We start from the raw sequence: 14,094 nt of genomic DNA on the forward strand, positions 1-14,094 counted from the left end.
TTCCGCCCGCAAGGGTCAGGCAATGGCTTTCAACGGAGTCCGGCTGCTCGGCGCTGCCTCAGGCTTGCCGAACAGGAAGCCCTGCATCTGGGCCGGATGGCTTGCATGAAGGATCGCAAGCTGCTCCTGCGTCTCGACTCCTTCGGCAATCACCGGCAGGTTGAGCGTCGACGCCATCTCGATGACATTCTCAAACAGCGCCCTGATGGTTGGATCGGCGCCGATGCCGGCAAGGAAACGTCGATCGATCTTCAGCTTGTCGAACGGAAAATCCCGGAGGTTGGCGAGCGAGGAATAACCGGTCCCGAAATCGTCGAGGACCACCCGGATGCCCATTGCGCGCAGCTGACCGAGCGTGGAAAGGACGGCAGCCCGATCGTGAAACAGCGCCGTCTCGGTGATCTCAAGCTCCAGACGGTCAGGCTGCAGCCCCGTCCTCGCAAGAATGTGCGAGAACTGCTCCACCAGGTTCGGCATCAGGAACTGAACCGGCGAGATGTTGACCGCGATCGTCAGCGGGGCCTTCCACGAGGCTGCCTCGCTGCAGGCTTCTTCCAGGACCCAGATGCCGATGGGAATGATGCAGCCGGTTTCTTCGGCGGCAGCGATGAAGTCCGCCGGTGCGAGGACGCCTCTGCTTGCATGGCGCCAGCGCAGCAGCGCCTCGTAGCCGCACGGTTCTTGCGAGGAGGTATCGACGATCCTCTGATAGACCAGGAACAGCTCTCCTTTCGCGACTGCGTGCCGCAGATCGTGCTCGAGCTGCCGCTTGGCATGCAGTTCGATGTCCATCGCCGCCTCGAATGTGCAGGCTCTGCCGCGGCCGCCGCTCTTGGCCCGGTAGAGAGCCATATCGGCGTTGTTTCGCAGGCGCCGATCGGTAACGCCGTGCTCCGGATACAACGCGATGCCGATGCTGGCGCCGAATCCCGAAGAGGTGGCGAGATCTGCGAACTCCTGCGCGAAGGCCTTCTGCAGATCGGCCGCCAACGCTTCCGTCTGTTGGCGGGACGCGTTTTCCAGGATGATGCAGAATTCGTCGCCTCCCATGCGGGCGATCGTAACATCGGCCGGCAAGGTGCGGATTAGGACCTGGGCCACACGCTGCAGGACCGCGTCCCCCTCGGCGTGGCCGAATGTGTCGTTGACGAGTTTGAACCGGTCGAGATCGAGGGCAAGCAGCGCCAGGCCGCTTGGCGTTTCGGCAGCGCGGGCCATCGCCATCTCGAAACGCTGGTCGAACTCGCGGCGGTTCGCGAGGCCGGTCAGCGGGTCGTGGCGTGCCATATGCTCGATCCTGCGGCTCGCCTCATGACGCTCCGTCAGATCGCGCACGGCGATCACCTGGCACTCGCGCCCGCGATATTCGATCGTCCGAGCAAGGATCTCGACTGGAATCCTATCCTGGCCGTCGCACAACACCGCTCCCTGGCAGGTGTCGATGCCAAGGCGTCTTTCGATCGCAAGCACCGCCTCGACCGGTTGGCCCTTCAGAAGCGCGGCTGCTTTGCCGGCCATCGCAGCGAATCTCTCGTTGAGATCGATGACGACATTCTCCTGGGCGATGACGAGCCCCTCGAACGAGGCATTCGCCAACCCGCGCAGATCGGTCAGATGACGATCGAGGAACAGCGCTGCGGCGGCGCCGAGCAGGATCAAGGTGGAGATGATCGAGACGGCGATGGCGATGGCGATCCGATCGACGGAGGAGAGATCGGCATGCACGGGCTCGGCGGAAGGGGTGATCTGGACGCCGCTCATCGACACCGTGTGGAGGCTGCAGATCGCCAGGACGATGCACGCCGCGCCGGCGAAAATATGAAAACGCCTGCTGGCGCAATGCCGCAGGGCGGCAACCGCAACGATGCCGAAGCCGATTGCCAACGCACAGGCGACGATCGATTTGTCGAGAGCGAGCGAGACCATGCTGAATGGCGTGATGGCGAGCATCCCCACGAAATGCATTGCCGCAATGGCAACGCCGAACAGGACCCCGCCGGACGCCTGGACAAGCTGGCCGCCATTCATAAAAACGATTTCAACCGCTCCTGTAAACAGGACGATGGCGGTGATAATCGACAGGATGATCAGAGGACCGTCGTAGCCGATCGGCACCGGACCGGCATAGGCCAGCATCGCGATAAAATGGGTTGCCCAGGTGCTGGCGCCGAGAACGACGGCAGCGGCGATGAGCCAATAGTGGTGATGCTGCTGCACGCACTCCTGCGCACGTGTCAGCATGAAGACGGCCGTCAGGCTGCCGAAGCAGCAGATGGACAGGGCGACGAAAAGCAGCGTCCAGTCATGCTGGTCGGCGATACATGAAAGCACAGTGAACATGGCATCTCCCGAAGGTGCGGGGAGGGTGCCAAAGCGGACCTAACGAAATCATACGGGCTTCGTTAAAATACCAGTCATCCAGGCAAAAACCACAACGAAAAGACGAAAATAAAATATCGCCCGACTAAGCGCGAATGGAGGGCTGCGACCGCAGTTGCGCGGCTTCAACCGAAGAAAGCCCGCTTCTGACAAGCGTATTAAGAACCTGCCAGCGGGATCGAACGCTTGGAGCCTGCCAATGACGGCTTGGAAATGACGCGGTAGCGAGCCTCGACAAGGTTGTATATTCCGAAGGCTGCCAATCCGGCGGCAACGGCGATGTAGAGGAAGGATCCGAACGGAAGCTGGCGGACCCATTCCAGGGCATCGCCCATGCTGCCGGCCTGTTGCGGATCCACCCGGAAGCCCGCATAGGCGAACAGTATCCCGGTGATCGCGAACACTACGCCGCGGGCGACGAGACCATAAACGCATATCAAGGTCACGATGCCTTTGCTGTCCGGTATCCTGACGTAGCGCTCGAACTTTCGGGTGACGCCTTTTGCGACCGTCACGATGCCGCCGATGACAAAGCCGGCCCCAACGGCTATCGCAAGGTAGGAGCCGAACGGCTGCGACATGATCCATCACGCCAGCCCCTTTTCACCCGAGCCTTCGCTGCCGCCGCCGAGGAAGATGGCACGACTGAGTGCATATCCGGCAAGCCCAAGATAGGTGACGGCGCTGCCGAGGAGTGCCGCCCGGATCGCCAAAGCCTTTCCGTTTCGGCCGTGGCCGTCGCTATCCGCCAAGGACTGGGCCAGCCTCCAGGCGACAAATCCGAGAAGTCCAAGACCGATCATTCCGACCCAGATCCGGCCGAACGGCTGCGAAAGCAGCGTCGAGAGCGCCGACTTCGTTTCCGGCCGGCCGCCGGCGACGCCGGAGAAGAGCGCGAGCCCCGCTATCAGCAGAAAAACGACACCGCGCGCCGTGTAGCCGCCCTTGGCGAGCACCTCAAATCGAAAGCCTTTACTCATCAGCATTTTCCTCTGCGTCGCCGCTGCGCGAGATTAACGCACCAGCCTTCCGAAAGTTTGCTGAGAGGGCTCGCAACGGGGCGGCGGCGTGATCAGCCGTTAGGAATGGCTACCAGTCACAAGTTCCATAAGATAGATTACGCCACATTGCACAACTTAAAGTTGTTGATTACTTTTCTAAACTCGTTGAGGCCCTGCACTCAAGGCGAAGACTGCAGGCGGATTTGTGTGCATGGCGACGGCTGTGCAATACCCTTGATGAGCTCGCCAAGTCCCCCGTCTCCTATCGCACCTCGAATTCCGGATCGGGCGGAACCTGCATGGCGAGAGCGAGATGATTTGTCTGGGCGGCAAGCCCGATAATCGTCAGGAGTTCGCCATGTTGGGCATCGGTCATCCCGCGCGCGCGGGCGGCGGCGGTATGCGATTGGACGCAGTACTGGCAGGCATTGGCCGTCGACACCGCGATGTAGATCATCTCGCGCGTCACCGGATCGAGTGCGCCTTCGACCGTCATGACCGATTTCAGCGTCTCCCACACGCGCTTGAGATTTGCCGGATCGTTTGCGAGAGCACGCCAGAAATTGTTGATGAAATCGGTCTTGCGTGTCGCCCTGATGTCATCGAACACCGCTTGCACGGCCGGAATGGCCGCGGCCTCTTGGTCCGACAGGAGTTTGACTGTTGCCATCGAAAGTTCCTTTCCGGGCGCCTCAAGCATGATTTTTGCGCGGCGATCCCGCGCAGCGAAGGAAGATACGAAGAAATGACAGCGGCCGCCAGACTTCCCGCCGGCGAGGAAATCGAAGACGGCTGTTTCAGAAAAACAGCCAAGAATAGAAATTATTGTCTACAGATTTTATAGATTATCAGATTTCATAGCCCTGTCGACTTCAGCGATGAGATTTCGAACGCCCAAATGGATGCATCCTTGGGTGCGTGTGAACTGCCGACTTCTTCCAAGATCAACAGGAGATTTCCATGAGCAATCCAGTTCTCGTCAATCAGATCATTCCCGAGTCCGATGTCATCCCGCTGACCGGCCGTGTCGGAGCCGAAATCACGGGTATCCGCCTTGGCGGAGACCTTTCGGATGCAACGGTGGCAGCCATCAACCAGCTTCTCCTGAAGCACAAGGTGATCTTCTTCCGCGATCAGGGACATCTTGAGGATTCCGAACAGGAAGCCTTCGCGCGCCGCCTCGGCGACCTCGTGCCGCATCCAACCCAGGGACCGGTCGCCGGCACGGCTTCCATCCTCAATCTCGATTCCAGCCGCGGCGGCGGCCGGGCGGACCAGTGGCACACCGACGTCACTTTCGTCGACGCCTATCCCAAATTCTCCGTCCTGCGCGGCGTCGTCATTCCGGCGGCCGGCGGTGACACGATCTGGTCCAACACTCATGCGGCATACGAAAGTCTGCCGGCGCCGCTGAAATTGCTGGCGGATAATCTGTGGGCCATTCACAGCAATGCCTATGACTATGCCGCCGTGCGCCCTCGCGCCACCGCTGAAGAGAAGAAGCATTTCGAGGAGGTTTTCACCTCGACCGTCTACGAGACCGAGCATCCGGTCGTGCGTGTCCATCCGGAAACCGGCGAGAGATCGCTGCTGCTCGGGAATTTCGTTCAGCGCCTCGTCGGCCTGTCGAAGAGCGACTCCGCAAAACTCTACGAGGTGTTCCAGTCCTACGTCACTGCCCCGGAAAATACCGTGCGCTGGCGCTGGAGAGCAGGAGATGTGGCGATCTGGGACAACCGCGCCACCCAGCACTATGCCGTCAACGATTATGGCGACCAGCACCGGATTGTCCGCCGCGCCACCGTTGACGGCGACGTCCCCGTCAGCATCGACGGCCGCCGCAGCGTAACCCACGTCAAAACTGCCAAGCCGCAGGCAAAGGCGGCGTGATCACGGACGCGCGGATGTCGCCCGGCCCATGAAGCGACCGAGCTTTATGGGCTGGGTGACATCCCTGCAGTGGCCGGGGCCGCCTTTCGCAAGAAGTCCGCGCCTTACGAGAAGGAAAGCTTCTCGCTCGGCCGGGTCAGCGTTTCCGGGCGCAGCACCGCATCCAGATGCTCCTTCTGCATCAGGCCGCGTTCGAGAAGGATTTCATAGACCCCCCGTCCCGAATGATGCGCTTCCAGCGCAACCTCAGTGGCGTTGCGGTAGCCGATATAGGGGTTGAGCGCCGTGACGATGCCGATCGATTGCTCGACCGTCTGCCGCAGACGGTCGCGGTTGGCGGTGATGCCTTGAATGCAATTCGCCTCGAGCGTCAGGCAGGCATTGGTCAGGTGGCTCAGGCTGCGGTAGAGGCTGTAGAACATCACCGGCTCGAAAGCGTTCAACTGCAGCTGGCCGGCCTCGGCGGCCATGGTGATCGTCACGTCGTTGCCGATCACTTCGAAAGCGACCTGGTTGACGACCTCCGGGATAACAGGGTTCACCTTGCCGGGCATGATCGAGGAGCCGGCCTGGCGTGCCGGCAGATTGATCTCGTTGAAGCCGGCCCGCGGCCCCGAGGACAGCAGCCGCAGGTCGTTGCAGGTCTTGGAAAGCTTGACCGCCACGCGCTTGAGAACACCCGAAAGCTGGACGAAGGATCCGCAATCCTGCGTCGCCTCCACCAGGTCAGGTGACGTCACCAGATCGACGCCGACGATTTCGGACAGGCGCTCGCGCACCAGCGCGGCATAGCGGGGATGGGCGGTGATGCCGGTGCCGATCGCCGTTGCGCCGAGATTGATCTCGCGGATCAGCGAGACCGCTTCGGAGAGCCGCGCCTCGTCCTCCGCCAGCATCAGCGCGTAGGTTCCGAATTCCTGCCCCAGCGTCATCGGCACGGCGTCCTGCAACTGGGTGCGGCCCATCTTCAGGACGTCGGCGAACTCGACCGCCTTGGCCTCGAACGCCCGGCGCAGGATCGCCATGGCGTCAACCAGGCGGTGAACGCCGATCCATGCGGCAAGCTTCAGCGCTGTCGGATAGACGTCGTTGGTGGATTGCGAGAGATTGACGTGCTCGTTCGGATGCAGGTGCTGGTACTCGCCGCGACCATACCCCATGATTTCGAGCGCCCGGTTGGCAATCACCTCATTGGCGTTCATGTTGGTCGAGGTTCCCGCACCGCCCTGGATCAGATCGACGACGAAGTGGTCGTGCAGTGCACCGTCGCGGATTTCGACGCAGGCCGCAATGATCGCATCGGCGCGCTCCTGATCCAGAAGGCCGAGGCTCGCATTGGCCTGAGCCGCCGCCTGCTTGATCGCCGCGAGCGACGCGATCAGATCCGCCGATTCCTTCAGCGTCTGACCGGTAATCGGAAAATTCTCGACCGCGCGCAGCGTATGCACGCCGTAATAGGCCGTGGCCGGCACGTCGCGATCGCCGATCAGGTCGTGCTCAACGCGGATTGTCGTGATCTCGGATTTCGTCATGGCAGGAGCTTTCGAGTGGAGCGCTGCGGGCACGCATTGCGGCGGCAGGCTGAAGACGAGAATGGCTGGTGACGCGGCAGAATGGCCGCGTCCGCAGACGTCATCGGGCAAGGGCGGCAAGGCGGGGATCGTCCCCGTCCGCCTTCGATCCGCGCATTTTGAATGGAAAAGACACGCCGCCCGTCGTAACACCCATCGTATTGACACGCTGAGGATGGTGGAACGGCGCGAGCTGGCTGCGGATCTCAGGCGAACCGATCCCGAGCCGTTCGAGGATCTCCATCACGACGGCGTAGAGAATTTCGAGATTGCCGTCCTCGATCTTGACCGAGATGCCGAGCGCACCGTCCGTCCCCAATCGCCGGGTTTCATCCGAGGCCCGCACGCCGATCGCGTAGCTGGCATCGGCCCCGAGCTTGCCGATAACGGCGCCGTTGAATGCGCGCATCAGCGCCGTGCAGTAGCGCCCCTCGCCCGCGACCATGTCAGGGTGGTGTGCCATTGCATGGAAGATGCGGGCCAGTGCCGCCCCGCGCGTCGACGGCCCCTCGCCCGCCCCGTCGCCATCCGCTGCCGCCGCAAGTTTGGCAAAGATGCGGGCCAGGCGGTCCAGAGGAAAGGCCGGGGTCGGCAGATTGCATCCGTCGATCCCCCATTCGACCTCCCGGACGTCCAGATCGCACAGTTCGGCGACGGTGCGCTTGACCCTCCCCTGCATCGGATGATCCGGCAGGTGGTAACCTTCCATGCCGGCCCCGATCGCCCGGGCGCCGGCAAGCATGCCGACGTGCTTTCCCGAACAATTGCTGCAAACGGCTGTCGGGACAAAGTCCTGCTTGATCCAGGAGCGATTGACCGTTTCCGACAGCGAAGGATGGCCGCCACAGCGAAGGTCGGCCTCCTCGGCCTTGATCTTCGACAGCATGGTTCGCGTGCGCGCAATATGCCGCTCTTCGCTGCTGTGGGACGCGCACATCAGCGCAATATCCGCATCGTCGAAGCCGTAACCCGCGAAACCCTCCGTCTCCAGGATGGCAAGCGCCTGGGCCGGCTTGGCGGCGGAGCGGGCAAGCGTCATACGCTCGGGATTTCCCAGTGCGTAAAGCCGCCTGCCCTTTGCATCGACGACAGCCGCGTGGACGCGATGACTGTTCTCGACGATGCCGCCACGATCGGTGACGACGAAATCCTCACTCGGGGTCATGTCTCTCTCCATTCATGCCGCGCCCCGGCGGCGACATGCGCCGCCGGAGCAAGCTCGGCTATCGAGCGATGTCAGGCCAGATCGAAACCGCCGCGATCCTCACCCTGTTCGGCTGCAATCGTGTAGATGCGCTCGCGCATCAGCAGCCAGCCAACCACCAGGGCCGGAATGATCAGAGCCAGAGAGGCGACCGTGTAGGTCCCGACGGGATAGTCGAGCGCCATCAGGATCACGACGACCGCCAGGAAGCCCAGCGTCAGCAAGCCGGTATAGGGCGCGCCGAACATGCGGAATTCCGGCCGCACCATCTTGCCCTGCCGCGACAGCTGCCACAGCTTGAGCTGGCACAGGACGATCACGCCCCACGCCGCGATGATACCAAGAGCAGCGACGTTCAGGCCGATCTCGAAGGCTTCTGCCGGGACAAGGGCGTTCAGCACGACGCCGAAGGCGGTCACGACAGCCGTCACCGCAATGCCGCCATAGGGCACGCCGGATCGGTTCATCTTCGCCAGCGCAGCCGGCGCCGAGCCGGAAATCGCCATGGAATGCAGGATGCGGCCTGTGGAATAGAGGCCGGCATTGAGCGACGACAGGACGGCGGTCAGCACGACGAGGTTCATGACGACGTCAGCGCCCTGAATGCCGATCTTGCCGAAGAAGGTGACGAACGGGCTCTCGCCGCCCTTATAGGCGGTATAGGGCAGCAGCAGCGACAGCAGCAGGACCGAGCCCACGTAGAAGACCACCAGACGCAATACGACCGTGCGGATCGCCCGCGGCATGACCTTGCGCGCATTTTCGGTTTCACCGGCGGCGGTGCCGATCAGCTCGATCGAAGCATAGGCGAAAACCACGCCCTGTATCACCACCAGGGCCGGCAGGACGCTGTTCGGGAACATGCCGCCGAAATCGGCAATCGTGTTGAGACCGGGAACATGGCCGTCGATCGGCGTGCCGGTGACCACGAAGTAGACGCCGACGACCAGGAAGACGACGAGGGCGAGGACCTTGACCAGACTGAACCAGAATTCCAGTTCACCGAAGACCTTCACCGACAGAAGGTTCATCGAGAGGACGAGGACCAGCGCCGCCAGCGCAAACACCCATTGATCGATCATGGCGATCCAAGGGACATAGGCCTTGAAAAAATTCATGTAGAGGGCGACCGCGGTGACGTCGGCGACCGCCGTCATCGCCCAAGTCAGCCAATAGAGCCAGCCGACCGCGAAGGCGAGCTTTTCACCATAAAATTCCCGGGCATAGGAGACGAACGAGCCCGAGGTCGGACGATGGACGATCAATTCGCCGAGCGCCCTCAGAACGAGGAACGCGAAAAAGCCGCACAAGGCATAGACCAGCACAAGTGCCGGACCGGCAACGGCAAGCCGGCCGCCGGCGCCGAGAAACAGCCCGGTGCCGATGGCGCCGCCGATGGCGATCATCTGGATCTGCCGCGGCTTCAGCGCCTTGTGGTAGCCGAGATCCTCCTCGGCAAAGACTTGGCCTTCGGCCTCGGTCCTGTTGGATTCCATGACTGTCATTTCTCCTCCCTATCGATGGGTTCGGCAACCTCCGGCCGCCCCTCCGCGCAGATGCATAAAGGTGTCAATCTGCTATGCGGTCTGACAGGTTTAGTGATAAAAAGGAAAACTCCGCTCCAGTCAAGGATTTTCCTTCTTCTGTGCACGGATGCATAAACGACGATCTGTGGAAAACAGTGCGGCCGGATAACGTCGATTCCGCTTTTCGCTTGAAAGCGCGGCAGACTTCAGCGCGGCTCGGCGCCGATGATGCGGCTGACCGCCGCCTCGACCTTCTTGAGATGAATCTCCATCGCCGCCTGGGCCTTGGCCTCCGACCCCTGGCGGATGGCGTCGACGATCGCGCGATGCTCTTCGTTCGATTCCTGACGCCGCGGTCCCAACGCGGTCAGCAGCCCGGATTGCTGCGCCATCGCCTCGCGAACGTCATCGACGATGTCGCGGAAGACCGTATTCTTCGATGCCTCAGCGATCAGCCCATGAAAATCCGAATCCAACCGGACCCAGGCCTCGGTATCTCCCTCCTGCTCCATCCGGTCGCAAAGTCCAAGCAGCCGGGACAGTTCATCGTCGTTTCGGCGCAACGCCGCCCAACCGGCGGCGGACACCTCGACGAAGGGCCGCGCCTCCATCAGATCACGCGCCGAATAATCGCCGTAACGGATATTCCCGTCGCTTGCGGCGGTGAGCACATAGGTCCCGCTTCCGGTCCGCGTCTCCGTCAGCCCCAAAATCTGCAGCGAGCGCAGCGCTTCCCGCACGATCGGGCGGCTGACGCCGTATTTTGCCGCCAGCTTCGCTTCCGACGGCAGCTTGGAACCTGTGGCAAACCGTCCGGAAAGAATGAGATTGCGCAACTCCTCGAACACCAGTTCTGAGGCGCTTTTTCGACTGAGGATCGCGGAGTCGGAAAGCCAGCTTTCTAGATCGTTCATCGCTTTGCATTCAATCGGCAGCGACCCGGATGTCGGGGCGCCAAATGTGAAATCATACCTTCAGCCGCGTTCTCTCTTCATCGGCAATGCCGATGATGGACCGCTTAACCTCCAGCAGGTGCTCCGCCATGGCGGCGCGCGCATCCCCCTCGCTGCCTGCTGCGACCGCTTCCAGAATCCGGCGGTGCTCGGCGTTGGAGGCTTTGCGCCGTCCGCGAACATGTTCCACCAGTTCCGATTGCGTCGACAGGGCGCCGCGCACGTCGGCGACGACTTTCCTGAAGATCGCATTGCCCGAAGCTTCGGCGATTTCTCCATGAAACTCCGCGTCCATCCGCACCCATGTCTGGACGTCTTCCTCGTCATCCATCCGGTCGCACAAGGATGCCAGCGAAGCCAGATGCTCGTTCGAGCGCCGCAATGCCGCCCAACCCGCAGCCGGTATCTCGATACAGGGGCGCGCCTCCATCAGATCGCGGGCGGAATAGGCGCCGCCGCCGAGCTGCCGCGCCGGGCTTTCCGAAACGACGAAGGTGCCTCGGCCGGTCCTCGTTTGCGTGAACCCCAGCGTCTGCAGCGAGCGAAGTGCCTCGCGCACGATCGCCCGGCTGATGCCATACCGTTCGGCGAGCTGCACTTCCGAGGGAAGACGGGTGCCAAGAGCCAGCCTCCGATCGACAATGGCCGTGCGGACATCTTCGAAGACCGCTTCAGCAGCGTTTCTCCGGTGTATCTCTTGCTTCTCCGACAGCCATGAATCCATATCTCGCATCGAAGGACGATGCGGGCAATCGAGAGAGCTGTCAAGCAACCGGACAGGCACGCCCGAAACCGGGCGGCGCGGCATGCGAAGCTGCCTACCAGAGCTTCATGTGCCGGTTGACGTCCTTGTAGAGCAGGTAGCGGAAGCGGCCGGGACCGCCGGCATAACAGGCCTGCGGGCAAAAGGCCCGCAGCCACATGAAGTCGCCGGCCTCGACCTCGACCCAATCCTCGTTCAGGCGATAGACCGCCTTTCCCTCAAGCACATAGAGACCATGCTCCATGACATGGGTTTCCATGAAGGGGATTACGGCGCCCGGCTCCAAGGTCACAATAGTGACATGCATGTCGTAGCGGACGTCGGCAGGATCGATGAACCGCGTCGTTCCCCAGCGTCCGTCCGTGTCGGGCATTGCTGCTGCGGGATGCTCATCCTCGTGCGTGAAGATCGCCGGCGGCGGCTCCAGCCCCTCGACTTCCTGAAACGCCTTGCGGATCCAGTGGAATATCGCCGGGGCCGAACCGTCATTTTTCAGGCGCCAGACCGAACCCGCCGGAAGATAAGCGAAGGAGCCGGCGCGCAGCGTGTGGCTGACGCCGTCGTGTTCCACCGTCATGCCGCCTTCGACGACGAACAGAACCGCCTCGGCCCGCTTGTCCGGCTCCGGCCGGTCGCTTCCGCCGCCCGGCTGAACCTCCATCACATATTGCGAAAAGGTTTCGGAGAAGCCCGAAAGCGGCCGGGAGAGAACCCATGCCCGCGTTCCCGTCCAATGCGGAAGGAGGCTCGTGACGATATCGCTCATGACGCCGCGGGGGATGACCGCGTAAGCCGTGGTGAAGACGGCTTTGCCGGAAAGCAATTGGGTCTGCGGCGGCAGGCCGCCAAGCTTCGAATAATACTCTGTCTTGTCCATTGATGCGGCTTTCCAGGCAGGTGTCACTACATCTGCTTTATGCGCCGTCGGCGCGTTAGGCAACTGCCATTGGGCGAAGCCAGCCTACCGATCGGCCATCACCAGATGGCCCGGCCCGACTTCACGATAGAGGGTGGACGGAGGCTGGTAGTCGACTGATCGCATCGGGCTCTTGATCTCGTCATTCGCCACCATCCGCTTCTCATGACGGCGGTCGGGATCGGGCACCGGCACGGCGGCGATGAGCTTCTTGGTATAGGCATGCTGCGGATTTTCGAAGACGGCGGCGCGCGGGCCGATCTCGACGATCTCGCCGAGATACATCACCGCCGCGCGGTGGCTGACGCGCTCGACCACCGCCATGTCGTGCGAGATGAACAGGAAGGCGAGGTTGAGGCTCTGCTGCAGGTCGAGCATCAGGTTGATAACCTGCGCCTTGATCGACACGTCGAGCGCCGAGACGCTTTCATCGGCGACGATGACCTTCGGCTGCAGGGCCAGCGCCCGGGCGATGCAGATGCGCTGGCGCTGGCCGCCGGAAAATTCATGCGGATAACGCGCCGCCATATCCGGGGAGAGACCGACCTTGACCAGCAGATCGGCAACGACTTCCCTCGCCTCTCTCGCGCTGCCCATCCTGTGTTCGAGATAGGGTTCGGCAATCGCCGCACCCACCGTCATGCGCGGATTGAGGCTGGCGAAGGGATCCTGGAAGATCATCTGCACGGATTTGCGCATCTCGCGCAGATCCTTCCTGTCGAGGCCGAGCACCTCCCTGCCCTCGACGAGAACGGAACCGGCCTGCGGCTCGATGAGACGCATGATGGCGCGGCCCGTCGTCGATTTGCCGCAGCCGGATTCGCCGACCAGCGACAGCGTCTCGCCGGCATGAAGATCGAAGGAGACGTTTTCGACCGCGTGCACCCGGCTGGTCAACCGATTGAACAGGCCGGAGTGGATGTCGAAACGCTTGGTGAGGTTCTTCACCTCAAGGACCGGCGTGGGCGCAACGGTATCGGCGGCCTCGGCCGGACTATCCGATTGCCCCGTCGCCGTGTTGACCACCGGGAAGCGCAGCGGCCGCTGGCGGCCCTGCATCGAGCCGAGCACCGGCACGGCCGATAGCAGCGCCCTCGTGTAAGGATGCTTGCCACGATGAAAAATATCGGCGGTGGCGCCGCTTTCGACCTGTTCGCCGCGATACATCACCACGGTCCGATCGGCGATCTCGGCGACGACGCCCATGTCATGGGTGATGAACAGAACCGAAGTCCCCTCCTCCTCCTGCAGCATCTTGATGAGATCGAGGATCTGGCCCTGGATCGTCACGTCGAGCGCCGTCGTCGGCTCGTCGGCGATCAGGAGCTTCGGCCGGCTGGCAAGCGCCATGGCGATCATCACCCGCTGGCGCATGCCGCCGGAAAAACGATGCGGATATTCGTCGAAGCGCGAGGCGGCTGAGGGGATGCGGACTTTTTCCAGCAGCCTGATCGTCTCGGCCCGGGCGTCGGCGCGGCTCATAGCGGAATGGCAGAGCAGCGCTTCGGAAATCTGATCGCCGATGGTGAAGAGCGGATTGAGCGAGGTCATCGGCTCCTGGAAGATCATCGCCACCTCGTTGCCGCGCACCTGCCGCATCGCAGGTTCCGGCAAGGCCAGGAGGTCCCGCCCACCGAGCATGACGCGGCCTTCGATGCGGCTCATGTCCGCCTGCAGCAGCCGCATGATCGAGAGCGAGGTGACGCTCTTGCCCGAGCCGGATTCACCGACGATCGCCACGGTTTCACCAGGTGCGACGGTGAAGGAGACATCGCGCACCACCGGTTTCCAGGCGCCGTCGACCAGAAAGGACGTCGTCAGCCCCTCGACGGAAAGAACGGTGCTGGCTGTCGCGATCGATTGTGCTTGGACGCTGGCCATGTCGGTCGGT

Annotated in this window: 10 protein-coding genes and 1 pseudogene; 1 reads left to right on the plus strand and 10 read right to left on the minus strand. The window is 62.4% G+C overall.

Translation table 11 applies throughout. From position 1 onward, the window contains the following. Positions 1 to 15: 15 nt before the first annotated feature. The 3 genes and pseudogenes from FHX14_RS01730 to FHX14_RS01740 form a co-directional block, all read right to left on the minus strand. Entirely contained in the window at positions 16 to 2,340 is a 2,325-nt protein-coding gene (locus FHX14_RS01730; RefSeq protein ID WP_184375711.1) for an EAL domain-containing protein, read from the minus strand. Positions 2,341 to 2,537: 197 nt separating this feature from the next. Then, positions 2,538 to 3,359, minus strand: a pseudogene (locus FHX14_RS01735) (DUF1206 domain-containing protein). A gap of 283 nt (positions 3,360 to 3,642) precedes the next feature. Next, positions 3,643 to 4,050 carry a carboxymuconolactone decarboxylase family protein gene (locus FHX14_RS01740; protein ID WP_184375713.1) on the minus strand — a complete coding sequence of 136 codons (408 nt, stop codon included), beginning with the start codon at positions 4,048 to 4,050 and terminating at the stop codon, positions 3,643 to 3,645. Between the two features lie 290 nt (positions 4,051 to 4,340). Here FHX14_RS01740 and FHX14_RS01745 point away from each other — a divergent pair, with 290 nt between their 5' ends. Beyond that, positions 4,341 to 5,270 (plus strand): TauD/TfdA family dioxygenase, encoded by a 930-nt coding sequence (locus tag FHX14_RS01745; protein ID WP_184375715.1) that lies wholly within the window; start codon positions 4,341 to 4,343, stop codon positions 5,268 to 5,270. A gap of 104 nt (positions 5,271 to 5,374) precedes the next feature. Here FHX14_RS01745 and aspA read toward each other — a convergent pair whose 3' ends face one another. From aspA to FHX14_RS01780, 7 genes are all read right to left on the minus strand, one after another. Then, entirely contained in the window at positions 5,375 to 6,802 is a 1,428-nt protein-coding gene (aspA, locus tag FHX14_RS01750; RefSeq protein ID WP_184375717.1) for an aspartate ammonia-lyase, read from the minus strand. 100 nt (positions 6,803 to 6,902) lie between these two features. Beyond that, positions 6,903 to 8,006 carry an asparaginase gene (locus FHX14_RS01755; RefSeq protein ID WP_184375719.1) on the minus strand — a complete coding sequence of 368 codons (1,104 nt, stop codon included), beginning with the start codon at positions 8,004 to 8,006 and terminating at the stop codon, positions 6,903 to 6,905. A gap of 71 nt (positions 8,007 to 8,077) precedes the next feature. Beyond that, positions 8,078 to 9,550, minus strand: a complete 1,473-nt coding sequence (locus FHX14_RS01760; RefSeq protein ID WP_184375720.1) for an amino acid permease — start codon at positions 9,548 to 9,550, stop codon at positions 8,078 to 8,080. A 227-nt stretch (positions 9,551 to 9,777) separates the two neighbouring features. Then, positions 9,778 to 10,485 (minus strand): FadR/GntR family transcriptional regulator, encoded by a 708-nt coding sequence (locus tag FHX14_RS01765; protein ID WP_184375722.1) that lies wholly within the window; start codon positions 10,483 to 10,485, stop codon positions 9,778 to 9,780. A 52-nt stretch (positions 10,486 to 10,537) separates the two neighbouring features. Then, a complete protein-coding gene (locus FHX14_RS01770; RefSeq protein WP_184375726.1) occupies positions 10,538 to 11,257 on the minus strand; it encodes a FadR/GntR family transcriptional regulator in 720 nt (239 codons plus the stop codon). An 85-nt stretch (positions 11,258 to 11,342) separates the two neighbouring features. Beyond that, on the minus strand, positions 11,343 to 12,164 hold the full coding sequence (locus tag FHX14_RS01775) for a bifunctional allantoicase/(S)-ureidoglycine aminohydrolase (protein ID WP_184375730.1): 822 nt from the start codon (positions 12,162 to 12,164) through the stop codon (positions 11,343 to 11,345). An 84-nt stretch (positions 12,165 to 12,248) separates the two neighbouring features. After that, on the minus strand, positions 12,249 to 14,084 hold the full coding sequence (locus tag FHX14_RS01780) for an ABC transporter ATP-binding protein (protein WP_184375732.1): 1,836 nt from the start codon (positions 14,082 to 14,084) through the stop codon (positions 12,249 to 12,251). Positions 14,085 to 14,094 lie beyond the last annotated feature (10 nt).

This window comes from Rhizobium sp. BK619, from assembly GCF_014195245.1.
Classification (GTDB): Bacteria; Pseudomonadota; Alphaproteobacteria; order Rhizobiales; family Rhizobiaceae; genus Rhizobium; species Rhizobium acidisoli.

Coding starts and splice junctions, on each gene's coding strand:
- FHX14_RS01730 (WP_184375711.1), bottom strand. CDS start 2,340: ATGTTCACTGTGCTTTCATGTATCGCCGACCAGCATGACTGGACGCTG.
- FHX14_RS01740 (WP_184375713.1), bottom strand. CDS start 4,050: ATGGCAACAGTCAAACTCCTGTCGGACCAAGAGGCCGCGGCCATTCCG.
- FHX14_RS01745 (WP_184375715.1), top strand. CDS start 4,341: ATGAGCAATCCAGTTCTCGTCAATCAGATCATTCCCGAGTCCGATGTC.
- aspA (WP_184375717.1), bottom strand. CDS start 6,802: ATGACGAAATCCGAGATCACGACAATCCGCGTTGAGCACGACCTGATC.
- FHX14_RS01755 (WP_184375719.1), bottom strand. CDS start 8,006: ATGACCCCGAGTGAGGATTTCGTCGTCACCGATCGTGGCGGCATCGTC.
- FHX14_RS01760 (WP_184375720.1), bottom strand. CDS start 9,550: ATGACAGTCATGGAATCCAACAGGACCGAGGCCGAAGGCCAAGTCTTT.
- FHX14_RS01765 (WP_184375722.1), bottom strand. CDS start 10,485: ATGAACGATCTAGAAAGCTGGCTTTCCGACTCCGCGATCCTCAGTCGA.
- FHX14_RS01770 (WP_184375726.1), bottom strand. CDS start 11,257: ATGCGAGATATGGATTCATGGCTGTCGGAGAAGCAAGAGATACACCGG.
- FHX14_RS01775 (WP_184375730.1), bottom strand. CDS start 12,164: ATGGACAAGACAGAGTATTATTCGAAGCTTGGCGGCCTGCCGCCGCAG.
- FHX14_RS01780 (WP_184375732.1), bottom strand. CDS start 14,084: ATGGCCAGCGTCCAAGCACAATCGATCGCGACAGCCAGCACCGTTCTT.